20 protein-coding genes and 2 pseudogenes are annotated in these 26,308 nt (G+C 41.3%); 5 read left to right on the top strand and 17 right to left on the bottom strand.

Features of this window, described 5'->3' with window-relative positions:
* Window positions 1–181: 181 nt before the first annotated feature.
* Window positions 182–1,231 carry an anti-sigma factor antagonist gene (locus ANSO36C_RS17770; RefSeq protein WP_251955628.1) on the top strand — a complete coding sequence of 350 codons (1,050 nt, stop codon included), beginning with the start codon at window positions 182–184 and terminating at the stop codon, window positions 1,229–1,231.
* Window positions 1,232–1,509: 278 nt separating this feature from the next.
* Here ANSO36C_RS17770 and ANSO36C_RS17765 read toward each other — a convergent pair whose 3' ends face one another.
* The 5 genes from ANSO36C_RS17765 to rsfS all read right to left on the bottom strand — a co-directional run bounded on the left by ANSO36C_RS17765 (window position 1,510) and on the right by rsfS (window position 5,944).
* Complete coding sequence (locus ANSO36C_RS17765) at window positions 1,510–2,964, bottom strand: YcjF family protein (protein WP_251955626.1); 1,455 nt, start codon at window positions 2,962–2,964, stop codon at window positions 1,510–1,512.
* Between the two features lie 42 nt (window positions 2,965–3,006).
* Entirely contained in the window at window positions 3,007–3,489 is a 483-nt protein-coding gene (locus ANSO36C_RS17760) for a group I intron-associated PD-(D/E)XK endonuclease (RefSeq protein ID WP_251955624.1), read from the bottom strand.
* Window positions 3,490–3,940: 451 nt separating this feature from the next.
* Window positions 3,941–4,894 (bottom strand): asparaginase, encoded by a 954-nt coding sequence (locus tag ANSO36C_RS17755; protein WP_251955622.1) that lies wholly within the window; start codon window positions 4,892–4,894, stop codon window positions 3,941–3,943.
* 94 nt (window positions 4,895–4,988) lie between these two features.
* On the bottom strand, window positions 4,989–5,489 hold the full coding sequence (locus ANSO36C_RS17750) for a CGLD27 family protein (protein WP_251955621.1): 501 nt from the start codon (window positions 5,487–5,489) through the stop codon (window positions 4,989–4,991).
* Window positions 5,486–5,944 carry a ribosome silencing factor gene (gene rsfS, locus ANSO36C_RS17745; protein WP_251955619.1) on the bottom strand — a complete coding sequence of 153 codons (459 nt, stop codon included), beginning with the start codon at window positions 5,942–5,944 and terminating at the stop codon, window positions 5,486–5,488. The genes ANSO36C_RS17750 and rsfS overlap by 4 nt, the downstream gene beginning before the upstream one ends.
* A 255-nt stretch (window positions 5,945–6,199) precedes the next feature.
* Here rsfS and ANSO36C_RS17740 point away from each other — a divergent pair, with 255 nt between their 5' ends.
* Window positions 6,200–6,430 carry a type II toxin-antitoxin system HicB family antitoxin gene (locus ANSO36C_RS17740; RefSeq protein WP_251955618.1) on the top strand — a complete coding sequence of 77 codons (231 nt, stop codon included), beginning with the start codon at window positions 6,200–6,202 and terminating at the stop codon, window positions 6,428–6,430.
* 264 nt (window positions 6,431–6,694) lie between these two features.
* On the top strand, window positions 6,695–7,888 hold the full coding sequence (locus tag ANSO36C_RS17735; RefSeq protein ID WP_251955617.1) for a hypothetical protein: 1,194 nt from the start codon (window positions 6,695–6,697) through the stop codon (window positions 7,886–7,888).
* A 28-nt stretch (window positions 7,889–7,916) separates the two neighbouring features.
* Here ANSO36C_RS17735 and ANSO36C_RS17730 read toward each other — a convergent pair whose 3' ends face one another.
* The 9 genes and pseudogenes from ANSO36C_RS17730 to ANSO36C_RS17690 all read right to left on the bottom strand — a co-directional run bounded on the left by ANSO36C_RS17730 (window position 7,917) and on the right by ANSO36C_RS17690 (window position 20,249).
* The gene (locus ANSO36C_RS17730) at window positions 7,917–8,534 is read right to left on the bottom strand and encodes a Uma2 family endonuclease (RefSeq protein WP_251955616.1); all 618 of its coding nucleotides are present in this window, start codon (window positions 8,532–8,534) and stop codon (window positions 7,917–7,919) included.
* Between the two features lie 171 nt (window positions 8,535–8,705).
* Window positions 8,706–10,514 carry an ABC transporter ATP-binding protein gene (locus tag ANSO36C_RS17725; RefSeq protein WP_251960360.1) on the bottom strand — a complete coding sequence of 603 codons (1,809 nt, stop codon included), beginning with the start codon at window positions 10,512–10,514 and terminating at the stop codon, window positions 8,706–8,708.
* Window positions 10,515–10,847: 333 nt separating this feature from the next.
* The gene (locus ANSO36C_RS17720; protein ID WP_251955614.1) at window positions 10,848–12,575 is read right to left on the bottom strand and encodes a HEAT repeat domain-containing protein; all 1,728 of its coding nucleotides are present in this window, start codon (window positions 12,573–12,575) and stop codon (window positions 10,848–10,850) included.
* 81 nt (window positions 12,576–12,656) lie between these two features.
* A pseudogene (locus ANSO36C_RS17715) lies at window positions 12,657–13,720 on the bottom strand (ISAzo13 family transposase).
* A 196-nt stretch (window positions 13,721–13,916) separates the two neighbouring features.
* A complete protein-coding gene (locus ANSO36C_RS17710; RefSeq protein ID WP_251955612.1) occupies window positions 13,917–16,265 on the bottom strand; it encodes an NACHT domain-containing protein in 2,349 nt (782 codons plus the stop codon).
* Between the two features lie 328 nt (window positions 16,266–16,593).
* Entirely contained in the window at window positions 16,594–16,770 is a 177-nt protein-coding gene (locus ANSO36C_RS17705) for a hypothetical protein (RefSeq protein WP_251955611.1), read from the bottom strand.
* A gap of 335 nt (window positions 16,771–17,105) precedes the next feature.
* Window positions 17,106–17,792 (bottom strand): hypothetical protein, encoded by a 687-nt coding sequence (locus ANSO36C_RS17700; protein ID WP_251955609.1) that lies wholly within the window; start codon window positions 17,790–17,792, stop codon window positions 17,106–17,108.
* A 728-nt stretch (window positions 17,793–18,520) separates the two neighbouring features.
* On the bottom strand, window positions 18,521–19,651 hold the full coding sequence (locus tag ANSO36C_RS17695; protein WP_251955608.1) for an aldo/keto reductase: 1,131 nt from the start codon (window positions 19,649–19,651) through the stop codon (window positions 18,521–18,523).
* A 100-nt stretch (window positions 19,652–19,751) separates the two neighbouring features.
* Entirely contained in the window at window positions 19,752–20,249 is a 498-nt protein-coding gene (locus ANSO36C_RS17690) for a bifunctional nuclease family protein (RefSeq protein WP_190730096.1), read from the bottom strand.
* Window positions 20,250–20,589: 340 nt separating this feature from the next.
* On the opposite strand from ANSO36C_RS17690, the gene ANSO36C_RS17685 reads away from it, so the two are divergent.
* A complete protein-coding gene (locus tag ANSO36C_RS17685; protein ID WP_251955607.1) occupies window positions 20,590–21,270 on the top strand; it encodes a riboflavin synthase in 681 nt (226 codons plus the stop codon).
* Between the two features lie 56 nt (window positions 21,271–21,326).
* On the opposite strand, the gene ANSO36C_RS17680 is transcribed toward ANSO36C_RS17685, so the two are convergent.
* Entirely contained in the window at window positions 21,327–22,880 is a 1,554-nt protein-coding gene (locus ANSO36C_RS17680) for a M23 family metallopeptidase (protein WP_251955606.1), read from the bottom strand.
* 90 nt (window positions 22,881–22,970) lie between these two features.
* Window positions 22,971–23,788: pseudogene (locus ANSO36C_RS17675) on the bottom strand (biotin--[acetyl-CoA-carboxylase] ligase).
* 77 nt (window positions 23,789–23,865) lie between these two features.
* Between ANSO36C_RS17675 and pgeF the strand changes: the two are divergent.
* Window positions 23,866–24,645: a peptidoglycan editing factor PgeF gene (gene pgeF / locus ANSO36C_RS17670; RefSeq protein ID WP_251955603.1), complete on the top strand. Its 780-nt coding sequence runs from the start codon at window positions 23,866–23,868 to the stop codon at window positions 24,643–24,645.
* 83 nt (window positions 24,646–24,728) lie between these two features.
* On the opposite strand, the gene ANSO36C_RS17665 is transcribed toward pgeF, so the two are convergent.
* Entirely contained in the window at window positions 24,729–26,207 is a 1,479-nt protein-coding gene (locus ANSO36C_RS17665) for a glycosyltransferase family 87 protein (RefSeq protein ID WP_251955602.1), read from the bottom strand.
* Window positions 26,208–26,308: the final 101 nt, after the last annotated feature.

Genomic DNA, 26,308 nt, shown 5'->3' with positions numbered 1-26,308 from the left:
TCGCGCTGCGTCGGCACAACAGAAAGGATGTTTTTTGGCTTCTTATTCTATTGTGAATCGTCGCTAGCGATCTCCAATCTCAGCCCCGGTAAATAATGATTAGTCCTTATTACTACTGATTCCAATATTTAGGTTAAGTAATTTTCTAGGACAAAATAATCTTTAGCATATTACATTATACATGGCAACGAAAGTGCAGAGCTTCATGACTAGCCAACCGACAGAGGTCGATTTTCCAGTTAATTCCCTAAACGACACGGCTATAGTGCAGGTGCCAACGCGCTTGAGTGTGCTGGAGGCTTTAGGCTTTAAGGAAGCCTGCCAAGGCTTAATCCAGCCCAATTCAAATCTCAGGCAAATCATCATTGATTTTCACCAAACTACTTTTATGGATAGTAGTGGTTTAGGTGCTTTAGTCAGTAATTTTAAATATGCTCAGACAAATGAGATTACATTAACACTGCGGAATGTAACACCTCAAGTAATGGCAGTTCTAAAACTCACCGGATTGGATCAGGTTTTTCCCTTAGAGTCTGTGGAGGATGGGTCGTTAATAGAACAAGAAGAATTAGTAGATAATCGGAAGACAACTTCTCGTAAAGTCGAGCATTTACCTACTACTCACCCTTCTGTGGCATCTTGGATGAAACGGTTATTGGACATTGTGGGATCAATAGTCGGTTTATTAATTACAGGAATTTTATTTATTCCGGTTGCGATCGCTATTCAAATTAATGATCCCGGCCCCATTTTCTTTAGCCAAATCCGTTGTGGTTGGATGGGGAAACGGTTTAAGATTTGGAAATTCCGCTCTATGTGTGTGGATGCGGAAGCGAAGAAATCCCAAGTTAAAAACCAAGTGCAAGGCGCATTTTTCAAAAATGAGAATGACCCCAGAATTACCAAGATCGGGCGCTTTTTACGGCGTACTAGTCTTGATGAGTTACCTCAATTTTGGAATGTCCTCAAAGGAGAGATGAGTTTAGTCGGAACTCGACCACCCACACCCGATGAAGTAGAACGCTACGAAGTACCAGAATGGCAACGTTTAGATGTCAAACCCGGTATGACTGGCGAATGGCAAGTAAACGGACGTTCTACAGTCCGTAGTTTTGAAGATGTAATTCGCCTGGATTTGCAGTATCAAAAAAATTGGAGTTTGGTGTACGATTTAAAGCTAATTTTCAAAACTATAGCTATTCTGTTTAATAGAAACAGTGGTGCTGTTTAGCTAACTACCGTTATTCACATATTTTTTGGTAACTTCCAACTCGCACCATATTCTTAAATACACCCAAGCCTATTTTAGGCTTGGGTAAATTTTAGTTTTACTTACAGAATCACCCAAGTTTCGATTTTGGATTAACCACATTGATTAATCATCTTTCTGGAAACAAAGATGTTTATTTTTGATCCCCAGTTAAAATTGGCAGCTTCAAACCAAGTTTTAATTTTGGATTTTGAATCACTCAATCCAAAATCCAAAATTTGGTAATCCTCTGTATGAGATTATCCCATAGCCTTCTGAACACCAACTACTTCAACCTGCTGCGCTTCTGGCAATAAACGCTTCATACCTTGCTTGACAAACCCCTGCAAAAAACCAATCTGCTGATTTTGCTGAAATACCTTTTGCAAAGTTTGCCGCAAATTCTCCAAATTCAAACCATTCCCAGAATCTATTGCTATTTCCTGTTGTTGGAAATACTCAATTAGACTTAACCCTGCGACTCTAGTTAGATAAGCTGCACTTACTCCCTGCACTACGCCACCAGCAACAAAGGTAAGGGCATTACTTTTCAGAACAGTACTTATCGCCTTTGTAGAAAGTTCAACTAAACCGAGTTTCAGCATCAAACTTCCCATTGTTCCAGCTATGGTTTGTGCCTGTTCTAGGGAAAATTTCTGCTGATAGATATTACCCAAATCCATTACCATTTGAGCATTAATTGCCGCAGTCGCCAGAATATCAAGTGCTGGGACTGGGTTAGCAAAGGCAGCAGCAGCAGCTATCCATTGATATTGTTCAATAATTGGGGTGGCGCCATCGCGTCTGGTTACATTCAGCCAGTTTTTTGCCTCAGCTTTCAACAAGCCGGCTTTCCTCATCGTAGTTACCCAAACTAGCCGTTGTCCTTGCTGTAGCAATTCACCCAACTGCTGCGTCAACTGCTGTATATCTGCTGCCGGTTGTTCCATCCACTCTTGCATAGAACCATCAGCTTCATGCTTTCGGACTTTGATGGCAATGGGAGAAGCCGCAGTTGCAACTACATTTCCCTGCATCCGATGTTTCAATGACAGCAAGATGCTGGCGCTTTCATCGGCTAAATACTGGTCTTGTTTGTTGAAAACCAGGATTGTGGGCTGATTTGCTGCTTTTAGCTGCTGTAAGGTTTGAAATTCTGAATCTGTTAAATCACCGTTTGTTAGGAACAGAACAAAATCAGATTCTGCTACTTTTGCCAAAATGGCTGTATCCGAATTTTCATTCATTTCTCTAAACAAAGGTGCTGTTTCTTCTAGAGACACCGAATTTCGTGTCTCTAAATTTTGTTTTAGCACTTCAATTAAAGTGCTTTTACCTACAGATTTACCACCAGTCACAGCCACTTTAATTTCTTGTCTGTCTAATTCCAACAATAATTGGGCAACTTCTTCTCTAAGTGTCTGTAACGCCGGATGGTTTTCTGATTCTTGTGCCAGTTGGTTAATTACAGTTTCAGTTTTAGCGATCGCACTTTCTACAGTCGCCCGATCCACAACCATACCATCTAGCTGCTCTAAACTGTTTTTTGGGCGATTTTTTTGAAATAACCACAAACCACCGCCTACAGCTAAGGCACTCAACAAACCAAACTCACTCACCTGCACTATCGAATCGTGCCAACTTTGTAACATCCACAGAGAAAAGGACAGTCCCAATCCTCCCACTAAAATTGGTCGCTGCAACTTCACAACCATGATTCTTCGCGCCCTTTTGATGGCTATTTCTTCCAGAATAGATCAAAAACCTGCTTCTCCGAGTTGAACAGGCGATCTAACACAACTTTCTTTAGCTACCGATGCCTGTAAAATTAACTCCCAAGCTTCTCGATATTGTGCAGAACGAGGTTTCCTCTGTCGTTTTTCAGCCTCAACAAGGTGTACTTCGCTTCCATAATCTATGAACACATCTACGGGAAAGACATAGAACAGGTCAAGTTTTTCTATATATACTAAGGCAAAATCAAAGTCTGATATTTTATATGCTTCTCGAAGCATCAGCCGCCGATTGGTTTTAGTACGGCGATTATCTACAACATAATTGCCCGAAGGCTCATCCAACCAAGCATATTTGACTTGGATTTTAATTAGAGTTCCCTCTACATCAAATGCTAGATCGTAAGGTAGTCGATCACCAAAAGGTTTTAAAACTCCCCAACCACGCTTTAAGGCATGAAGAACAGCAGCTTGCTCTGCTATGTCTCCCTTAAGCTTTGTGTCCATTTGTAAAACTGAGTAGCTGACAATCAGCATAAAACAAAACCCTGTAATCTTTTAAGAAAACAAGGTTTTGCTTTATCTTTGATTTGGTGGCGGGAAGTGGATTTGAACCACTGACCTTCGGGTTATGCTTACCAACTACAACTTTCGTTGCCTAGATTAGCTAGTTTGTGGTCTGGACTGTCCCTTCACCCTCGTCATTATCGTTAGGGTGTCTGCCTTCCAGTCTCTACACCTTCTCCATTTCTGGAGCTTGGTTCGGGATTACCGCGCTATTGGCTTCCCCGAGTTTGACAGATAAACGCACATAAGTTTCTTTATGTACCGCCCATAGCAAGATTAACTAATAAGCGTATAGTTAAATTTGCCCGTTGAGCCCGACGAGCTACCAGGCTGCTCTATCCCGCGTCGCTCTTGACCTCTTTATCATAACCTATAGTCAAGAGTTTGGCAACTACAAAAATGATAATTCTCCAATTACTTCTAAACGCTTGTATTTTCCTAAGGTGACAAACTTTTCTGAGAGGCTTTCGGCGGCGCTGGGACTAATCCAACCCATTTGCTGGAGTAAGTGAATCGCCACGGCATATTTTGCTCGTTTTGCCCCATCCATGACTTTGATTGCCAATCCCAAGCCTTCACCGAGTCTACCAATGCACTGCACTCCTTCAGCACCAGTTTTACTAACCAATTCTCCTGGAGTCAAGCGCATCAGTTCCGTATCAAATTCTCCATCTCCTGCTACCATAGCGGGGTGATGAGTCATAGCCCGGACAATGCGCTCCATATCTAAGTTGGTACTAGAGGCTAACAGTGCATATAAAGATGCCATGTGACCGAGTTGCATCAGATAAGTTGGTGCGCCACAGTCATCATGAGCGCTGATAAATTCTGCTGCTGGCATTCGCAGCAATTCTGCTACTTTGCCTAAAATTAACTGCTGTATTGGGTGCTTGCGATCCAAGTAGTTATTTAAGGGCCAATGGCGTTGCTGACAAACAGCTAACATCCCTGCATGTTTTCCAGAGCAGTTGTATTCTAAAGGATTCTGCTTACCTTCAGGAATTGGGCACTGGAGTATAGTCGGGTCAAGATCGGCCCGCCAAAGGATGTTAAATACCTGTCGGACTTGATCTATTCTTCCTTTATGGGAACTTGTGATAATTGCTAAGTCGCGATCGCTAAGTTGATAGCGTTCCAGTGTACCTGTTGTGGTGACAGCAAGTGCCTGAAATGGTTTGAGGGCTGAACGGATAAATGCAGCAGTTTCAGAATTTCCGGCAACGGTTAGAACCCGTCCTCGTTCGTCGCAGACAACAGCTTGGACTATATGCCTGGATTCAATAATACCTTCTCGCAGCAACCGGACTTCCAGTGCTGCGGCTTGAGTTCGTTTTCCCATTGTCATGGGTTTATATTTATCACCTTTTTTAATTAATTAGTCATTGGTCATTAATCATTAGTCCTTAGCTAATGACTAATGACCAATGACCAATGATTCTTTAAAACAAATGCCAGACTATAGTACCAGTAACGTACATTCCCGCCAAGCCAGCGAAGGTAAATTGTAACCGCCGCAGAATTGGTTTGATTTCGTATGAGACAATTAAGCGATCGCGGTTGAGAACTTCTTGTGGCTTTGTCCAAGTTTGGCCGTCGTACCAGCCTGACTCTTCATAAAATACTGTGGGACTGCAAAGGCGATCGCACACGTAGAACCAGCCTAAGTACAATCTTACCAGTATCAGCACTAAGCCGACACTGGCTCCTGCTCCACCACAGAGCATAAAATGTGCAATATACTTGTGAGGGGGAAAACTTGCCGCAGCAATAGGCCCTGCAATGAGCCAAGATAAACCCCAAATCCAAGCAAGTTTCGTGATATACTTACGCCAATCTAAAGTGGCATCACGGAACAGCCAGGAAGATTTTAACTCTTCGTACTCATTGAGTGGTTGTTGGTCTGTAGGAACTGGGCAGTTTGAAACCGAAGACCTAATCATGTTGGCTTACCCTCACCCTCATCAGATTCTGGAAGGGAAATACGCTCTGCATGAATCCAGAACGCTTCTAAATTATAAAACTCTCGTTCTTTGGGCATCATGATGTGAACGATCACATCACCGTAGTCTTGTAGTACCCAACTTCCCTCGATTTTTCCTTCTGTCCTTAAGGGACGGCGTTGCAGTTCAGTTTCGACTTTTCCTTCAATTGCTTGAGCGATCGCCCTGACCTGTACCTTAGAATAGCCTGTCATCATCACAAAGTAATCAGCCAGGTAAGATACCTCTGCCACTTTGAGCAATAAAATCTCACCTGCTTTGCGATCTGATGCCGCTTCTGCTATCGTTGCAGCTAATTTTCCACTGGCCTCATCGGTTTGAGCATGGCTTTCTACCACACTTTTCGTCAGTGGGACAGATTGTAATGGGAAATTTCCTTGGAAATAATCAGTCATTAAACCTCAGGTGCTTTCTTCCTTTTGAAACAATTGTTTACATTTACTTACAAATAACAAACAATTGATCTGACAAATGTGTCAATAGGTTTTTTTGAATACTAACAAAAAAACGGGTGTCTATGGGGCTGGTTTGATAATTGACTATTTAGTTTTCGACACCAGCAATTAGCAGCACACGGTTAACGGCACACAGCTACAAGAAGGAATGTATATTTCCTTGTGTATACATTGTCCACTATATAGAGGAGGATAATGAGCGATCGCTACAGTATGGTAATTCAATGGTCAGATGAGGATAATTGCTACTTAGTACACTTGCCGAAATTCCCTTGGCAGCAATTCCACACTCATGGTGAGAGTTATGAAGAAGCCGCTAAACACGGACAGGAAGTTATTGAGTCTTTGATTGAATGGTATGGAGAGCAAGGAAAACTTTTGCCAGAGCCAATTACTTTTCCTCAGAAACCATTAAAAGTGGTTTAAATATTTTTAAGATACTCTGCACAAGTAGGGCGATCGCTCTTTTGTATAAAAGAAGTGATACATCAAGGATATTGCTGGGAATACTGAGATTAAGTCTATTTTGCAACAACTATGGTTAATTCATTTACTCAGCGACCAGACCCACATTTATTTAAGGGAGGAAACGCTTCAGATTACGAGGTAGTTGAAGGTAAGGCAGGTACTTGGTGTACCCGCCATACCGTGAGTGGAGAGACAATTCAATCCGTTAGACCAGCTATTGATATGTTTAGCATTGCTAATCTGGGAATAAATATACTCAATCTTGGTGTAGGCATTTACAATTCTGTCCAACTTCACAAGGTCAAAAAGAAGTTAGACCGGAATCAAGATCAGATTCAATCATGTGTTGAGAAGTTAGATAAAAATCATGAACAAGTTAAAGGAGTCTCAGATAAATTAGACAGAAATCAGGAACAGATTCAGACTTGTTTTAACAGTATTCAAAATGCCCTTACTGTTCAACACCGCACTCTTGAGTTATTAGTTTGTAATCAGTCTAACTTAGCACAGCAAATGAATATTCTCCGTGAGGAGATGCGTACAGGTTTTCAAAACATTCTAGAAGAAGTTAAAGATTTAGAAGCTCGTAGGCGTAGAGAAGAGTTTGAGACTAGAACCTTTAAACTACTCAAAGCCTATGAACGATTTACCTATATACTGCCTGAATTACTAGAAGCAGATCAACTTATTGAAAGAGCCGAGGATTTAGAAGCTTGGCTGCGAACTCAGCTTAATCGTATTGACATAGGGAAACCGGAAAGATTACCACTAATGGTAGCTCTTGCCTTTAGTGTCAGAGCAAAAGCTGATGCCTTTGAAGCAAAAGGAGGAGATTACACAAATTTTGCTACTAAAGATATTGGTCTACTAATAAATCAACTGCGTGATGAGGCTCGCGCATTCTGCGAGGGACGCAGTTTATATACTCTTGGAGTAGAAATGCCCGAAATACTCTACCAGTATGCCTTTTTGAATCGAAGTCTTTGCAAAGGGTATGAATTTCAGAAAAAAGTTAAGCAAGTTGATTCTGAATTTCTTTTTTCAGCAGAGGAGTTGAATTGGGATGATGGAATGGAGGAATTAAGAGAATTATTTAAACCAAATATTGAACATACTGAATTTTTGGGTGGAAACGAAGATATTAAGCTAAATACTATGGCAGACTACGATTGGTACATAAGTTTTGCAAATCAAGATAGATTAACTTTCAACGTTCACTCTCGTCCTTCAATAAAACTTTATAATATTCTATGTAAGATAGGTCATCCAGAACCTAAGACTGGAGGAATTGGAAAAACTACACTCAATACTCTTATGTCTTTTGCTCTACCTGAAAGAGTTAATAAGATTTCACATCTTATACAAGCAGAGTTTAAGCTAGATACTTCCCCTAAACTTCTTGTGGCGTCAAACTGATTTTTAGTCTTAGGGGTAATCAATTTTTTCACCCCAATCCCTCAACATCAGCACTTTCCCCTTCCGACTCAACAGGCTCAAACTTCACCTTTTTGTACAAATCTTGTAGAGAAATCTCAAAGGGTACGGTTACAAGTGCGATCGCTTCATCTTCTTCATCATATTCACGAAGCGTCCATTGCTTTTTCCCGGTTTTAGAAAATTGATCTACATGAATTCGTGTTTGGTCAATTAATAGATATTCTTGGAAAGTAGAAATACTTCGGTAAGCCTGAAACTTGTCTTCGCTATCGTAGTTTTTAGTAGATTTAGACAAAACCTCAACAATAAGTTGGGGATTTGTAATAATATCTGTACGGTTGTTGAAAAATTCTGGTTCACCGGCTATTACTGTCACATCTGGATACGTGTAGATACGTTTTTGGTGTATCCACAGACGCATATCGCTATTAAACACTTCGTATTCTTGTTGTCTGAACGCGAAGTTTAACACAGCATAGAAATTACCAGCTATACGATTGTGATTTATTGTTCCACCCGCCATAGGAATTATTTGCCCATCAATGTATTCACTTTTGTAGTCAGCAGCTTCTTCTAGCTCTAAATATTCCTCTGGGGTATAGTATCGCTGTTTTGTGATTTGCATAATTTTATCAAGTAGCAATGTTTAACGATACGGAGTGTCTAGTGACCCATATTTACTGAACAGTTTAACGTGGTTAGATAGAGATGTTATGTGCTTTGTAAAAAGTCAGCGTAGGCGCAGTCCACCGTAGGCATCGCTATCTCAATTCACAAAGATTACTAGCTTCTTTTCCTATTGATAACCGGCTGCTTGTAATAGAAACAGCTTGGCATAACGTCCTCCTATCTTTAATAATTCTTCGTGAGTTCCTTGTTCTATAACTTCCCCGTTTTCTATAACTAGAATTTTGTCAGCCATTCGTACCGTTGAGAAGCGATGGGAAATCAAAAGTACCATCTGATTTTGAGTAACAGTGCGAAAATGATTGAAAATCTCAAACTCGGCTTGGGCATCTATTGCTGATGTTGGTTCATCTAACACCAAGATATCTGCTTGCGATCGCATAAAAGCACGAGAGAGAGCAATTTTCTGCCACTGTCCCCCAGAAAGTTCCTGTCCTCCCTTAAACCAACGACCAAGTTGAGTCTGGAAGCTTTGGGGTAATTGGTCAATAAAGGATTGCGCCATGCCTTTTTCAGCAGCAGTTCGCCAACGGGTTTTATTTTCGAGATGTTCTACATCACCCACACCAATATTCTCACCCACAGTAAATTGGTAGCGGACAAAGTTCTGAAAAATCACACCAATCCGACGCCGCAATACATCAACATCCCATTCTTGCAAGTCCAAGCCATCTAAGAAAATTCGCCCAGAGTCAGGGGTGTAGAGTCGGGTAAGTAGTTTGATTAAGGTAGTTTTACCGGAACCGTTTTCACCGACAATTGCCAGTTTTTCTCTGGGTTTCAAATGCAGCGAAATGTTTGCCAACGCTGGCTTGGAACTTCCTGGATAAGTAAATGACACGTTCTCGAAACGAATACCATCTTGAGGATTTAAACCAATGGTTGCCTTACCCCAAGACTTTGGTACTTCTTTTTCCAGAAAATCATAAAGATTTGATAGATATAGGTTGTCTTCATACATCCCTCCAATAGAAGTGAGGGCATTAGAAAAAGTAGATTGTCCTTGGCGAAACACGGTAAGATACATTGTCATATCTCCCAAGGAAATCTTACCTCGCACTGTTTCCAGCACAATCCAAGCATAAGCTAGGTAAAAAGCACCTGTACTAACTAAACCCAGAAGATAGCCCCACACTCCTCGCCGGAGAGTCAAATCGCGGTCTTCGCCATAGAGTTGTTCAAACAGGTTGCGATAACGTCCTAGCAACATGTCTCCCAACTGGTAGAGTTTGACTTCTGTGACAAAATCTTCTCTTGCTAGCAGATTTTCTAAGTAATGCTGTTGACGAGTTTCTGCCGCACGCCAACTAAACAAGCGAAAGCCTTCCCCAGCAAACTTGGTTTCGGCTATAAATACAGGTATGGCAGCCAAAACTAGCATTAGCACTGCCCAAACTGAGAAATTTACTAACAAAATACCGTAGGTGAACAGGGAAAGGGCATTTTGCACTAACCCAAAGGTACGGTTTACTAAGGAAAGGGGACGAACAGATGCTTCTCGTCGCGCATTGGTCAATTTGTCATAAAATTCCGAGTCTTCAAACTGTCTGAGATCCAGTGTCAGCGCCTTTTCTAAGATGAGTACATTCACTCGCTGACCCAGTAGCGCCCGCAATAACGATTGACAAATGATGATTCCGCGTTGACCACCTGCTAGTAGAATTACAGCGATCGCTTCTAATCCTACATAAGATAGGGAAGGATAAATATTGACAAAACCATTACTTTCTGAGTTAACTTGAGAGGCAAATACCACTGCATCCACAATTAACTTACTGATGTAGGATATCGCCGCCGGTAAAAGACCAGCAACTATTGTTAAACTCGCCAGAAGAATAGTAAGCGATCGGCTAGTAGTCCATACTAAGCTTACAGCCCGTCCACTGTAGCGGAAAACCGTTAGTGATTGGCGTAGGATATTTCTTTTTTTTTAATCTTCATCTTTCTTGCCGCGAGATACCCCAGCTTGGGCGGATCTTCCTGACTTTTTTAAATCTTTATTAATTTTACCAATAAGGACATTCCTTTAATTGCGTCCGCCATCTGGATTAAACCTAAATTAATACCATTAGCAAGCAAGGCACTTAACAAAATAACTTTATCGGATACTTGTTCTCCTGAATGGAATGGCACTAAGAAAAGTTCTAAGCTATGCCGAATAAGCACTACAGCTTTTAAAGCTATTGAAAAGTGAAAGGATGGGTCAGGCGATTGCCAAATATAACAGTACTATCATCTGATTGAGCAAAGTTCAGCGCCCTTTGCGTAACCATTCTAAAATCTCATCAATTGATTGACTGGGGGCAAAGACTTTCAGGGTGTTGTAGGTTAGTACAGAGTCGCTAATAAAACAAATCGCCCCCTCAAATTTACTAATGGCGTTAAGAAACACATCGCTGTATGTCACCCCACCTGTAGTATTCGTTGAGCCTGAGTGAAATACTAAAACCACGCACTTGTCAGTATCTAGCAATTCCCAATAGGATTGGAAGTCCGCCATTGTTTTCGGCGTACCATCTTCGCATTTAGGACAGCCAGCTTTGACGATTTTAGTGTAAATTTTGCTAGCTGGGTTATCTGGATCTATGAATTTATTGGTGTCGATACAGATTAAGTGAATGCTTTGGCTGAGTTGAGCGTCATTATCAATCGCAGCTTGCAAACATTGGAGTAAGTTAGGCTGGTTAACACCGACTTCTTCATCATTCTTTCCTTGATGCCAAGCTTGATAGAAATCGGGATAAGCCATATTTTGAGAACATTTCCAGATCAAATTGTAGTTGTTATCAAATTGCAAATAATCCTTTAAACCTTTTACAACCAAAGACCGATCCTTATTGTCTTGTACAATTTTCCCTAAGCTTTCTGCTGCCTGACTATGGGTTTTGTCATCCACAGTTGTTGATTGCAGCAGTTCCACCAAGGCAGCGATCGCAAATTCATTGCCTGTGCCGATTTTCACTAAGCTTTCTGCTGCCAGCCTACGGGTGAAGTCATCGACAGTTGTTGATTGCAGCAGTTCCACCAAGGCAGCGATCACAAATTCATCGCCTGTGCCGATGGTTCCTAATTTTTCTACTACCGCCCAAAGCCGATATTTATTATCAGTTGATTGTAGCAGTGCCACCAAGGCGGTTGGGTCGCTTGTTTCTAACCATCCTGCTGCCATCATACGCAACTGCTGATCCAGAGCTGCTGAGCTGACTGTTTCCATGATCCTGGGATACACTTTTTTGAATGTCTCCATTCTCCCTGGTATTTTTGCTGCTGCCCAACGCTTGTCACTCACATCAGTCGATTGTGGCAGTTCCACCAAGGCAGCTGGGTGGATTGTCTTTAAGCTTTCTGCTGCCAGCCTACGGGTGAAGTCATCCACAGTTGTTGATTGCAGCACTGCCACCAAGGGAGCGATCGCAAATTCATTACCTGTGCCAATAGTCCCTAAGCTTTCTGCTGCCACCCTACGGATGAAGTCATCCTCAGTTGTTGATTGCAGCGCTGCCACCAAGGCAGCGATCGCAAATTCATTACCTGTGCCGATTGTTCTTAAGCTTTTTGCTGCCTGGTGACGGGTGTACACATACACATGATTTAATAGTTGCACCAAAGCAGCGATCGCTTTTTCATTACCTGTGCCGATAGTCCCTAAGCTTTCTGCTGCCTGGTGACGGGTGTCATTATCAAGATTTGGAAATTGTAGCAGTTGTACCAAGGCTGCGATCGCTTTTGTGCGTTCTGTTTGTTGCAGTGCTAACTGAGCTGTATCTTCAATTGGCTTAATAAATTTCACCCACTTCTGTTTTTCTGGTGGATAACCAAAGCCCCACTTGACAATTTGCGTTGCGATTTCATCTGCCTGAGAACAATCTTTAAACTCCGCAATTACCGCCGCAGCTAAAAAATAGGATTGATACTCATAAAAGCCTTTGTCTACATTTTCTCTCTCCCATTTGCCACATCCATCTTGAAAGTTTACCAAAGCATTAATAAACTCTTGCTTTTGTTGTTTTAAGTTCTCTTCTCGTCGCCCTAAGGGACTTGCAAGAAAATAAAGTACCAGCTAAACAGGGACAATAGTAATATCCCATTTGGGTAATGTTTCAGAACGCTGCCATTGGGGTTGGTATTGTTCTAACTCTTGCGAGAGAACCTTGATTCCTTTGTGATATGTGGTTTGAACCAGATGTACAATGGGAGCAATTCCTTTCCAAGTCATATTGGCGGCCCATTGTGCTGCGGCGGCAACAGAATCTAAAATCGCACCATTCCAATAGTTCTCCAAGGCAGCCCAACACCGCTCTATTGGATTGTACTTGCTATGGTAAGGGGGATAATAAATCAGTCGAATTTTTAAATTAATTGCACAAGACAACTCAACCATGCGTTTGATAAATTGTGTGCGGTTACTGCGAGTAGCGGCACCGCCATCAAGATCAATCACCCACTCATCAAGTTCCAGGTAATTGTGTTGATTCTCATGCCACCAAGCGGTTAAACAATCGACGATAAAATCACTGGTTTCCGCCGACTGACCCAAGTAAATCGATAGCTGGTCATTATGTGTATTGAGAATGCCAAAGGGAACTAAGACTGATGACCACTGTGTATCGTGGTCATCAGCAGCTTTCGCCTCCATTGTCCGAGCTTTACCGCCTCTAGAAAGGTTGCCAATCTTCACCTTAGCTTTAGTATCTATAGACACTCGCAACGATTTGGGGTTTTCATCTGATGCCTGATTCTCCCGGAACACATTCTCGAAAATGGCATCAGTTTGCGGAATCTTTTTCAAGGGTTTCGTTTTTTGTGTTTTTTTAGGCGATACCCTAAGCGATTGAGAATTTCTCCACAAGTTTGACGAGATGGCAATTCGCTCTCGTTATAGCCATGAACACTTACTAATGCTTCTCTTACTGCTCTGGCACTAATGCGGGCATACAGAAAGGTCGATTGAAATTTAGGGTCGGCTTGAGCTTGAGCATCCACCAATGAACGAATATCTGCTTCTAAGTTGGGCAATACCTCAATACTATTGTGTCGTCCCCTTGCCTGATAATTCTCTACACAGACTATCCCCGTCCGCCTTTCATGCAAGCCGAGTTGCACACTCTGGCGATTCCATCCCATAACGGTTTCTGCAATGCGTGCTGAACTATCGAAGTAATCTTCGGTAACTTTTGCCATGAAATCTCGTTTGCGATTGCTAGTCAGTTTCTGTGCTGCATCTTTAAAGGTCGATTTGATGGTGTCGGTGAGCATGAATTGAGGGATTCCCATTCTAGATATTTAAACTAGGCGCGGACAGTTCACCGCTTCTTCTCTTCTAGAATGGCTGGTATTTTATTTTCTTGCAAGTCCCTAACCACAGTAATATTGTTTGCCTCCATTGCGGTGTAAAGATGTGATAAATTCCTTGAATGGGATTTTTGGGGTTGTGTTGGAGAAAGAATTGCCAATCATTAATGGCTGTGGCAGCAAAGTATTCTTGAAATGAAGCATGAAAGAAAGAGTAAACATCAAAATTAGGATTCTCTTTAGCTCTCCCCACATTGTTTAGCCAACCTAACTTTATGGCTAATCCCAATGGGGTATTTTCATCATCTTTATAGCCTAATTTTTGCTTAATTGCTTGAGGAATTTCATCCAGTCGAATGCGAAACCGAGATGCTGGTTGATTGATTGCCCACTGGGATAATTCTCCCAATGCTTGATTCAGAGATTCTTGTTGTTTTTCCTTGATTGAAAATTTGTATTTATAGAAATAATCTACAAAACTCTTATACAGTTCTGCTGTCGTGTCTGGTAGTCCCCCATTTTCTTGCCACTTATCCCAAGTCAAACATAATAGGGTCAGTCGTAGAGGATTTTTCACCAAATCCTGAATCCGCTCTTTACCTGGTTCTTTGAGTGCAGTGCATACAGCACTTCCGGCAGCTTTGAGGATGTACCTCCAAGCTGAAAGATATACTAAAAGAGGGGAAAGGAGAAAAACTGTATTGCATAGCGGGAAGTGCTGTAACCTTTGCCCTCGTTCTCTATTTCCTTCTGGTATTATAGGAGAGAACCAACGATTAATAAACATCTCTACCTGCTCTGGATAAGAAAAATTCAAGGTGCGATAGATATCAAAATTAAAAAGCTCATTAGGGCTGTGATCCCACAAATTAACTCGACAAGTAAGCACAATTCGCGCTTGAGAAATATACCCTCCATTACGAATTTGCCGCGCAATTTCTGTTAAGGGATTGCCTGAAGATACAGACATTTCATCTAATCCATCCAGCAGCAAGCATACCCGACCTTGTATAAACTGAGCCGCAAAATCCTTTTCCATCTGCTGAGTGGCTTCCATCTTCCCTTGTCTGTTAACCGCAGCAGTTAACCAAACTTTAAATAAATAAGTTTCCAGTTGCTGCTCTTGCAAATCTGCTAAAGATACCCAAATGACAATTGACTGGTCAATCTCACGAGATATGCAATCAGCAATCTGCTGTAAAAGTGTTGTCTTTCCTGCACCTGGTTCACCAATAATTGCGATACGTTTACCTTGACTTTTAGGGGTTTCCTTCTGTTTTATAACCTCTTCAAGAAAAACATGATTCTCAAATGTTTTAGTAATTTCTGTCTCTTTGAAAAGGTCTGAACCTTTCTCAGGAGAAACATCATCCTGACGTTTAGATCGTTCTTCGCGCTCGACTAATCCCAAGGGTACATAAACATCTTCAACTCGCAGCGTTATCCCTTGAGATAATGTCAAGGCATTAGTGGTGAGTTGCTGCCGTTGTTCCACCAAAATTTCACAGCAAACTTTGTGCCAGTCTATCTTTCGCGGCGGTAGATAAAATACTTTTTCACTTACTTCTACACTGCCATTCCAGAATCGCTTATAAACTGGTTCCGGTTTACCAGCAGCCTTTAACTTTTCTTCAACTGCTTGAGTCAATGCCATCATCTCAGGTAATAAACAATCTGCTGGTAGTTTATTTAACTCCTCCATCACCGCTTGGGAAAAAACACCACTACCAGCGTGATTCTCTGCTACCTCATACTCTGCCGATGCAAATAATACAAATTGTGCATGATTTCCTGATTGGGAACTGCTTGAACCGGATTGACTACTCTTCTTTATCCAATTAATTGTAGGCAGATGTACATCCTGGTTATACAGACGGCTTGCACAAGTATCGAGCAAGTAGACTTGTTGGCTGAAACCAAACCTAATCGGAGAGTTTTTCAGTGCTTCTAGCAGCGAAAAAAAATCTAGGCTTTTGCAGTTCGTATAATCAGTATCACTAAACCACAGTAGACGTTTTGTATCCTCTGATTTAGTTATAGAACCATGCCCTCCCCAGAATACATACAGTAATTGACCAGATACATCTTCCTTGAGCAAACGGTCAATAGCGTTAGTGATATTTTCTCGATTTGCAGGCTGAGAAGTTAACTTTGTCTTTTCTTTGAAGTTTTCTAGTAAATTTTGATTATTATCTGAGGGAGAGATAAACAAATAGATATTTTCCTTTTTTACCTTCTTTGCCAACAACCATTCAGCAAACTTAATTGCATCACTAGCTGGCCCATCCAGATTCGAATCATCACCTTGTTGATACTTTTCAATTCCTACAACTAGAGCATAAGTTTCATCAGAACTAATCTTGGGTTCTTCTGTCATGGTAAATGATTTAAGAGGTTATTGGAAAAGTGGTTTGCAATTATTTTAGGCACTTATTAATACCCCCTAACCCGATTAAAAAGGGCAGGGTGGTTTCATACGAGTAGAGAAAAACTAAAACTGGGTTTCAAAGCCTCTCTCCGTTTCGGGGAGAGGTTTGGAGAGGGGTAAAAAGCTATGTCATAAAACGAGAAATCAAGACTTATGTATTTTTCTTTTTTCGGATGAAACCACCCTGCTAATCCGATTAAAAAGGGGGCAACCAGAATCAACATCGCAGGATTTAGGGTAATTAAAACGTTTGGTTACAGACCGACAATTAAGACTTTTAAAACATTCTCTCAAGATACTCTAAAATTTTATCCCATGTCTTTGGAGTGTTCCAATAAGCCCCGTGAGCCTCTGGAAATGGTTGCCCATTATCTACTTTAGAATCTTTTATTTTGTTGGGAAATAGCCCTTCGCCGATATAACTCAAAATATCCCGCAAATCATAAATATTCAACCATTCAGGAAAGTATTCTGGTAAAGGATCACCATAAGATAAACTTTGCAGCGAATTAATTTCATATAAAAAAGGAGCTTGTGAGCCGACTGTAATTAATAATTTAACCTCTGGTAGTTGCTGTTCAATTAATAAATCTACACAAGCAATTCCTCCTAAACTATGAGCAAGTAGAACTACAGGAGGTTCAACATTTTTTATTTGCTCTCGAATAAATTCTCGAATCTTTTCACCCTTTGCTTGATAAAACAGAATATCTCCAGAAAAGGGATAAGAAGCATCAGTTATAGCCCCTCGTTTACGCTGTACATAATATTTATTAAACGCAAATTTTCCTATGGCGATATAAGAATTTTTCCCAAATCCCCAATTACCCCGCGTGATTGGGTATCTTGAGTCAACTCACGAGTAATTGAGTCCACAGTCTCGTCTCGCAACTTTTTATTATGATGAATGGGGGGATCACATATATCACATATTTGTATAGATGCAGTTACAATTGCTCTAGCGATCGCTGCATAATCTGCATCTAAAGGTCTGGATGCTGTGTCTAGTAATCTGCTAAAAGGCTGAGAAGTTCTAATTGCATTGCAAGCTTCTTCAAATACCTGACTAATACCAGCCTTTTGTAGTTGAGTTTCCAGTTGGGAAGATGTAGTCAACCCCTCTATTCTCTTACTGATTTCCTGTGGAGGAGTCATCATCTTACCTCGAATATTAGCTTGCCCACGAGGTTGTCTGAATGATAAAAGATTAATTTCATATAGTGGATCTTTGTAGAGATTTTTCCACAACAGAATTTCTTCATCCTCCTGAGACTTAGCATTTACTCTAGTTGAATCATAATTAGGAATCGACAAACCACCAGCATTTAATTTTGTGCCATGAACCTCACCCCACAGACAGGGAACTAATCTAACCTCTGGTTTTAGCTCATGTAATTTCTGTTCAATATTCCTAAATGTACCTGCATAGGAATCTCTGCGCCCACCCGTTCCATGTACAAAGATGATTGTTGTCATATTGTCTATATTTAGCTTTAAAAGTTTTTTAGGAATTACGCATTCAAATTATTCGTTTTCTGTAAATACTCCACATTTGTAATTGATCGCTTCTATTTATGTAATTCAACAATTCATTATTGGCATTAGCTTGCTTGTAGGTTTGTAAATTTTCTATAAACGAGCAAATATTATTAAAAATAAATTTATTTTCATCGTATCGTATCACAGATTGCGAGTTGATATATGAATTTAAATTTGATGTAAGTAAGTCGGCGTTAAAAAATCAAACTATGTAACGAAGTTTAAAGTCAGCGAAGAGCCGATACAATCAATCTGACAAATGTAAGTGGATTTACATTGGAGACAAAAATCTTCAAGAGCTAACTGCCCTGGTTATTTATACATCAGATAAGCCGAATGATTCGGGAGTTGGAAAGATTAGGTTGGTTAATCTCTGATAAATTTTACAATCTCAAACGTAATGAGCCAGTGGGTTGAACTTAGCGGTCGCGGCAATTGTTCTGTGGAATACGGTGTATTTGGAAAATGCAGTCAACAGTTATTAGTTAAGAATTTGATTGTCAATTGCGAGTCAGAGTCCCCACTTCTAACAAGTGGTGTGTAACAGAAAGGGGTCAAATCCCCGCACTGAAACCGTGATAACTGATAACTGTTGACTGTTCACTTATTTAATTGGCTTAAATCTCAAGGTGTGGTTCCAGAGGAATACTTGCAACATTTGTCATTTATCCCCACAATCTCCTACCTGCTTTGCCACTTAATTTTTGATGAGCATCTTCCAACAAAGCTGGAATATGCAACTTTTCTGGACACCGAGGCAAACAGTCACCGCATTCTGTACAACGGTTGCCTTTCATGCCTGGGAACCAATGACCCGCATTTTCAAACATTCCGTAACGATATTGTCCATAGTCTGTCATATCGTATGCCACTGCAAGATTTCGTAACCGCAACACCTCTGGAATATTGATATTTTCTGGACAGGGCAAACAAGCATAACATTGGCTACACTTATCAGTTTCTAAAGCAACTTTTTGGTGATTTTCTAACCGTTTAAAAGCAGAATGTTCGGCTGATGTTAACTCTCCATCATCGTCAGCGATTCGCAAAGGTTCCCTTAATTCATCTGGGTTTGCTGCCCCTATACTCAAAGTAGTAATACGGTTGTCAGAAAGTAAAAATCGATAGTTTAAACCTAATGGTAAATACGGATGGCAGAGGTCTTTTAGAGTTTGGGGTGGTGTATGGAGCCGTCCTCCCTTATCAGCAGGGGAAATAATGAAAATGCCCATATCTTTTTCGGCAGCTAGTTGAATCGCTGGTGCGTGCCGTTGAAAAAAATAGTAATAATGCAGATTGACAAATTCAAAAAAATCTGTATTTATTGCTGCCTGAATTAGCTCTAATGACCCGTGGCTGGAAAAACCAACGTGTCGGACTCGACCATCAGCAACAGCTTCTTCTACGGCTTGCATACAGCCATTTTTGGCTTGTACCCACTCCAAATGTTGCCAAGTGTTCAAACCATGAATACCTAAGCAATCTAAATAATCTAGCTGTAATCGTTCTAGGGATTCGTCGATGCACCGACGCATGGTATTAGCATCTGCTGTGGCTGAGATTTTGGTGGTGACATAAAGCCTCGTTCGGGGTACTGACAACCCAGCTTTTAACGCCCTACCAAGATACTCCTCGCTTTTACCGTAACCTCTGGCAGTTTCTAAATGATTAATTCCTAGCGCTAAGGCTTGTTCGATGATCTGGTGAGCATTTTCAAAATCAGCCAGGTAGCGCATTGTTCCCAGAGAAAAAACTGAGAGGTACAGATTCGTTTTTCCAAAGCGTCGGTATTGCATCTTTAACAAAGAGTTAGGAGTTATTCAATTTTAGATTTTGAATTTTGGATTTTAGATTCAAGGAAAAATCTAAAATCTAAAATCTAAAATCTAAAATTGCCTAGCTGTCGTCATTACCAAAGCGCTTGATCAAATCTTCAGGACGGAGATTGGAAATAAATTCACGGAAGGCTTGCTGTTCGGCTTCATCTGCATCGCGATCAACAGGGATAGAAGCATCGGCAATCACTTCTTCCATTACCCAGATGGGAGTATTTGTACGGAGAGCAATAGCGATCGCATCGCTAGGACGCGCGTCAATTTCTTTTTTGACTTCGCCTTGCTGGACAATTAAAGCTGCATAAAATGTATCCTTTTGCAGGGAATGAATAATTACCTTTTCTAGAGTCATGTTCCAAGTCTCCAGAATATTCACAATCAGGTCGTGAGTTAAGGGTCTGGGAGGCTTCTGATTCTCCAGCGCACCCATAATTGCCCTAGCCTGTTCCTGACCAATGTAAATTGGCAAAGCCCGTCGATCTGAAGAATCTTTCAAAAGTACGATTGGACTGCGGGTTATGGCATCTAATGCTATGCCAGCGACTTTCATTTCAATCATTGCCTAAGCCTCTACAATGCTTCGAGAGCCTTGGATGCCGTGTAACAAATAATACCCTTTTTTCGGCGGTTTGGCGACAGGAATAAACATAAGCATTCGTTCTCTATAATTGCTTCTATTAAACTCCGAACTTGTGGTGAAAACCAGAGTAAGTCAAACTAGTCTTCTTAGACAATAACCTTCTTACCCAAGTATGCCCTGTGAAGGATGCTAATGTGTTAATATTCCTATACGAAAAAAAGTCAGAAAATATACTTGGATGATCAAGATTTTTGTGACAATTACCAATTGACTTCAGCCAAAATTAGGCAATAAATAGAGATAGTTTGACAAAAAAGCCGTGTTTACAGGATTAATCCAAGCATTAGGAACGATGGAACCCTTGGGGGGCGATTCTCGGCAAATTACTTGTGTAAGCCAGTCAGGTGAAGTAATTATGCAAGATTTGGCTTATGGTGACAGTGTTGCAGTAGATGGCGTTTGCCTGACAGTGGAACAAGTTTTAAAAGACGGGTTTATTGCCACGGCTTCACCGGAAACTCTACGCCGCACAACTCTTGGCGGTGAGCAAACGCAACAGAGATATGTCAATTTAGAAGCGTCGCTGAAGGTAGGCAGCAAAGTTGGTGGCCATTTTGTGATGGGTCATGTAGACGGCATCGGTAGATTGCTAGTGGCAGAACAAACGGCTAGTTCTTGGGAAATGACCTTTATTGCATCCGAGGCGATCGCACGGTACATTGTCCCTAAAGGTAGCATAGCTGTCAATGGCATCAGCCTCACAGTAGCCGCTTATGAGCCAGAACTCTCTCAATTCAAGGTGGCGGTAATTCCCCTCACATACAACGAGACAAATCTTCGCTATCTGGTTTCTGGAAGTTTGGTAAATCTAGAAGGAGATATTCTCGGCAAATACGTGGAAAAATTTCTTTATTCTGGCAATCCCCACACCAAAACCTATGATGACAATAGTTCAGATGGGATTACACCCGCATTCTTAGCAGAACACGGGTATCTCTGACATTTTGGATTTTAGATTAATTTAAAATCTAAAATCTAAAATCCAAAATTTCCAATCTAGCTTCCTGGTTTTTGGCTTACCTGAGTAGTTTGTAAGCCGAGTACTAACTGACTCAGACCGCTTTGTAAATGTACGCCTGGGTCAGTAGCAACCCACCCGTTTGGTGACAGATAACGGACTTCAAAGTGCAGGTGGGGGCCTGTGGAGTTGCCGGTACTGCCAACTCGACCGATGACAGTTCCAGGTTCTACCCACTGACCAGGTTGAACAAAGATTTCTGACATGTGACCGTAGAGGGTTTGTTGAGCCGACTTGTGATTCAGGGTAACGGTTAAACCATAACCCCCCAACCAGTTAGCAGTTTCCACTTGACCCGCAGCTGCTGCCAAAACTGGCGTACCCGTAGGTGCACCTATGTCTGTACCAGCATGGAAGCGTTGATTACCTGTGATTGGATGAACTCGCCAACCAAATACAGAAGTGATGGTAGCAGGTATAGACAGGGGATACATCATTCCCGTACCACTATAGGCGACTCTCCCCGCGTAGGGGATTTGCGGTAGTACTGATGCTAGCGAGAAGTCGTAAGCTACGTTGCTGGGACGGGGTGCAATGTTGCCATCTGCCATTGGTGGCGGTAAAGTCCCGCCACTCGGTGCGATGGGAGTTGCACTCACTCTTGTGGGGCTGAACTCGCCGGGACTTGGGATAAACCGATTCGGGCGAAATGCGCTCTTGGTGGAACCATTAGAACCACTTTGAGCAGCACGCCATCTGCTGGTGTTGCCAGTAGTTGCAACCTGGCGCACGGGTGAAACTACTGGTAATTGTGCATTTTGACTTCTTCTGAGCCAATTAGGTGCTGGTTTACCATTAGAATCAGCTACACTCCTTTGGGGTACTTTGGCGCAAACGCCGCCTAATACACTTTGTCCTGAAGGTAAAATGGCTCGACAACCACTGGAACGCTCTGTGAGAATTACAGAATTTGGTGCTTGATAAGTAGCTGTGGCACCGTTGTCATAACTATTAGGATCAATGTAGGCGTTATTATAATCCTTGGTTTTCCCTGCTGTTGCACTAACAGGGCTATTAGAGTTATTTGATGGTTGAGCAACTTCTGGAAGTTTTTCAGGTGCATAGCGGACAGGGGTATTGGGTTTTTCCTGTCTCACCCTTATAGGAGTAACCTGGGAGGCTTCTGCCTTGGGCTTTTGTCTGATAATTACAACAGGTTCAGCAGTTTCGATTTTGGGCGCAGACTGTCTAACTGGCTCTTTTGATTGAGCAACTTCTGGCTTACGCAATCTTTGTTTGAGTCTGGTTCGCCGTTGGGAAAATTCCGGTTGCGCTGACGCTGCTTCGGGCGCAACAGCCTGTCTTTTAACTGGATTTGTAACTGCTGAAGGTTTGGAACTTTCAACTGTGGGAACGATATTGTCTATTTGTGTTTCCGTTTGGGCAAACACAAAGCCGCCGCTAAGAAGGCTGAGGCTACTCAGCCAACAGAGGCTCTGAGCTGGTAGCGTTGAAGCAAAACGTTTTTTTGTTAGACCTTCCTGCCATAAGTAATGCAAACGATGATGGGCAGAATTATTGCGCTGCGTCATTTGTTCTCTCAGTTGTGTGTAATTAGCCTAAAGAGATGATGCTAGTGGTTTGTCTTGCCCAAAGAGCGAAATTTTGAACAAACCTCAAATTTAAACGGAAGATTTATGGTATCCCAAACTGATTGTACCGGGTTCAATATAAATTTCCGGTGTAATTAGTTCCTTTGTATCATCTGTTTCTAAATCAACTCGTAAATTTCCTTGAGATGTCACCCCAACTACTGTACCTGAAATATTATTGACGTTGACCCGATCGCCCATATTTATAAGCAAATCTAAATAACGAGACAAGAGTACCTTTACTCCTTCTTGATAAAGGCACTCCATACCGGATTCTATTCCCAGCAAGACTTTAGATGTGAGCATTTCCAGACAAGTAATCGGTCGGAAATCTTGAGAAGCTTGCCACGATTCCAGATTGATTCCAGTTTCTGGTACTGGGTTTGTCCAGTTAATACCAACACCAATTACTGCTTGGGTGATTTGTCCTTTGTTTACTTTGGTTTCTGTCAAAATGCCGCCTAGTTTGCGACCATTTAAAACTAAATCATTGGGCCATTTTATCCCAACATCAACACCGCATTGGCGCAATTGAGACGCAATTCCCCAAGCGGTAGCAAAAGTTAGCTGGTAGCTGTCAGTAGCCTCTATTTTTTGGTCTAAAGAAATCGCTACGGAAACATATAATCCGCCAACCGGAGAAACCCACTCACGGCCCCATTGTCCTCGTCCAGCAAATTGTACAGTTGCGATTACTACTGTTCCTGAAATAGCACCTTGGTTGAGTAAGTTCCAGAGGGTTTGATTTGTTGAAGAGACGCTTTCAAAAAGTGGAGGGAAAATGGTAAATATGTATACTTACGCCCTTCCTTCAAGGCTGCTTCCAAGTTTTGCAAATTAAATCCCACAGCAGTTAACCCAAATTCCGTTGTTCAAGTTAGCATTGATTGGCTGATGAGTGATTTCTGTTTAGGTTTGGTTGAAGATGCACACTTGGCACTGGCACAATTGGGAAGGACTCCCTTATCTAACTTGTAATATTCTGGAACATTGGCATCACGGCTTCTTTACCCAGCAGTTTTGGCCGCGATCGCCACAAGTTATCACAGAAGTATTGCAACCAGAGGCATCAGTCTATCGCTTAAAGCAGGTTCATGGCAATACTGTTCTCACCCCTCAAGAAGTTGAGAGCTTCTTAAGCTCTGCTGAGGAGGATTTAGCGTCGGCGGATGGTTTAATGAGTGAGCAGCCTCTACAAGCCGTTTGGGTAGCTAGTGCAGATTGTACACCCGTGCTGATTGGGGATGTGAAAACTGGACGGGTGGCAGCATTACACGCAGGCTGGCGAGGGACTGCCAAGAAGATTGTCCCCTTAGCGATCGCTCGATTACAATCTCAAGGCAGTAAGCTTGATGATTTACGTATTGCGATGGGGCCAGCGATCGCTGGTGAAGTTTACCAAGTCTCTATCGAAGTGGCTGCCGAAATTGGGGCTAGTATTATACCAGATGAAGACGAAGAAAAAATTTTAACTGCATTACATGAATTACCAAATTCACCCTTATTGGAAGACCCCAATCCAGGAAAGGTAAGGTTAGATGTCCGGCGAGTGAATACCTTACAACTGGAAAATATGGGAATTAGTGCAGAACAAATTGCGATCGCACCTTATTGTACTTTCCAAACTCCAGAGCATTTCTTTTCTTACCGCCGGGAGAAAGAGAAAAAAGTTCAATGGTCTGGGATTGTTAGCGGTAAAAGGTAAATCTGATTTTAAACTTTAGTATGAATATGAGCAAATAATTACTAATTCGTAATTCCTAAATCTTAGGAACTACGAATTACGAATTATATCTCAATTCGCTTCAAAGGTTCAAATTTAATCACTTGTTTTTGACGAAGGGAACTAATTGCTAAGACTAAAATACTTAGAGTGATTCCTAAAACTGCATAACTCGGTAGAGCGAAGATAGTTATTTTCATAATGTATGGCAATTCTCCTGCTTTCACGTTCCATCGCTTTGCTAGAGAGTGGATGAGCCAACCATGAATAACTGCTGTTTGCACTGCAAGACAGCAAACCCCTGCTAACCAAATAGACATTCTTCTCCTGGAAAATTTACAATTCCTGATCTGATACAGCAAATCATTTAGCAAAAAAACAACGGCAGGTATTAACATTACAGAACTCGTTTCTTGCGAATAGGTGATACCAATACTCAAGCAAGAAACTATTGCTATTTCTGCTAAATACATTTTTTTTGACCAGTTGGTGAGAGATTGTTGTAGATACCAATACCAACCCACCAAACCAAGAAGTATCAAAACAATTAAGTTTGACAAAAGCTTGGCGAAAAATGGGTTATTAGGAAGTAATCTCGGCCCCACAACCATCAAATCGAGACGACTGATAGATATATAAGGGCTAACTGACGGATCATTTTGCCAGAGGGAAAATCCATGAAATGCATCCGAGACGAATTGTGTCAAAGAATTACCTGTCAAAGCTAAACCTAAAAATGCTAGACAAGTTACTGTGATAATAGATACAAAAACTAGAGAGAACCGTCTTTTAAGTAGAAAATACAGAACGAATAATGCAGCTAATGTTGGTTTACAAAGGGCAATCCCCAAGCAAACTCCTGCTGGAATATCCTGATTTTTTCTAGCCCAGATAAACATCCATAAAATAAGAATTGCAATAAAAATTGCAACATTAGCAACTTGAAGATCGCGAACTACGCCATAAATTAAGGCAACCGAAATTGTGCAAATAGTTCTCAAAGCTTGCGACTTCGACTCCAGCAGGATATTCGCCCCCCATAAAGCCAAAGCGATTGCTAATATATGCATCACAAGCCAGATTTTAAATGCAGTATTCATCGAAAAATAAGCGAGAAACCAGAGGAGGGGAATAACATTAGGTGGATAGACAAACGGCGGAATAAAGCCACACACCTTAGTTATGGTGCAGAAACTTTGATTAAAAATCTCGGCATTAAAAGGACTCAAATGTTGATGAGCCAATTTACTCGCCACATAATACCATTTAAAATCCCATAAAGGTGGATCTGGCTGGTTTAGAAAATAAATTAGCCAACCTGTATAACAGAGGAATCTTGTAACGACTAATACAATAGCTGTTTGGATGAGGAAGTTAACAATTGGTTTACGAAAAAATTGTATCAACCATTGGATAACTGAAGATTTTAAGAATAAAGAATTTTCCCAAGCTGCCTTTTCATCATCTTCTAATCGCCAATTATTTTTAAGAACTAAAGCAACTAAAATTACTATGATTAGGTTCCAAAAGCCAAAGCTTATCATGAGAATGATCTCGATAATTATTTCTGCATGTCGTAAATAATATCGCTGAAGTCAATCTTGATAATAGATACTTAAGTATTTTCATAGCTACTTCATACAAA

This window comes from Nostoc cf. commune SO-36 (assembly GCF_023734775.1).
Lineage (GTDB): Bacteria > Cyanobacteriota > Cyanobacteriia > Cyanobacteriales > Nostocaceae > Nostoc > Nostoc commune_A.
The sequence above is the reverse complement of the archived record's forward strand: the minus strand, read 5'-3'. Positions and strand labels throughout refer to the sequence as shown.

Bases quoted from the DNA above. Each gene is read 5' to 3' on its own strand.
- ANSO36C_RS17730 (WP_251955616.1), bottom strand. From the start codon at position 8,534: ATGCAAATCACAAAACAGCGATACTATACCCCAGAGGAATATTTAGAG.
- ANSO36C_RS17750 (WP_251955621.1), bottom strand. From the start codon at position 5,489: ATGATTAGGTCTTCGGTTTCAAACTGCCCAGTTCCTACAGACCAACAA.
- ANSO36C_RS17755 (WP_251955622.1), bottom strand. From the start codon at position 4,894: ATGACAATGGGAAAACGAACTCAAGCCGCAGCACTGGAAGTCCGGTTG.
- ANSO36C_RS17765 (WP_251955626.1), bottom strand. From the start codon at position 2,964: ATGGTTGTGAAGTTGCAGCGACCAATTTTAGTGGGAGGATTGGGACTG.
- ANSO36C_RS17710 (WP_251955612.1), bottom strand. From the start codon at position 16,265: ATGACAGAAGAACCCAAGATTAGTTCTGATGAAACTTATGCTCTAGTT.
- ANSO36C_RS17700 (WP_251955609.1), bottom strand. From the start codon at position 17,792: ATGACAACAATCATCTTTGTACATGGAACGGGTGGGCGCAGAGATTCC.
- ANSO36C_RS17695 (WP_251955608.1), bottom strand. From the start codon at position 19,651: ATGCAATACCGACGCTTTGGAAAAACGAATCTGTACCTCTCAGTTTTT.
- ANSO36C_RS17770 (WP_251955628.1), top strand. From the start codon at position 182: ATGGCAACGAAAGTGCAGAGCTTCATGACTAGCCAACCGACAGAGGTC.
- ANSO36C_RS17690 (WP_190730096.1), bottom strand. From the start codon at position 20,249: ATGATTGAAATGAAAGTCGCTGGCATAGCATTAGATGCCATAACCCGC.
- pgeF (WP_251955603.1), top strand. From the start codon at position 23,866: ATGCACACTTGGCACTGGCACAATTGGGAAGGACTCCCTTATCTAACT.
- ANSO36C_RS17665 (WP_251955602.1), bottom strand. From the start codon at position 26,207: ATGATAAGCTTTGGCTTTTGGAACCTAATCATAGTAATTTTAGTTGCT.
- ANSO36C_RS17680 (WP_251955606.1), bottom strand. From the start codon at position 22,880: ATGACGCAGCGCAATAATTCTGCCCATCATCGTTTGCATTACTTATGG.
- ANSO36C_RS17735 (WP_251955617.1), top strand. From the start codon at position 6,695: ATGTTTAGCATTGCTAATCTGGGAATAAATATACTCAATCTTGGTGTA.
- ANSO36C_RS17760 (WP_251955624.1), bottom strand. From the start codon at position 3,489: ATGGACACAAAGCTTAAGGGAGACATAGCAGAGCAAGCTGCTGTTCTT.
- rsfS (WP_251955619.1), bottom strand. From the start codon at position 5,944: ATGACTGATTATTTCCAAGGAAATTTCCCATTACAATCTGTCCCACTG.
- ANSO36C_RS17740 (WP_251955618.1), top strand. From the start codon at position 6,200: ATGAGCGATCGCTACAGTATGGTAATTCAATGGTCAGATGAGGATAAT.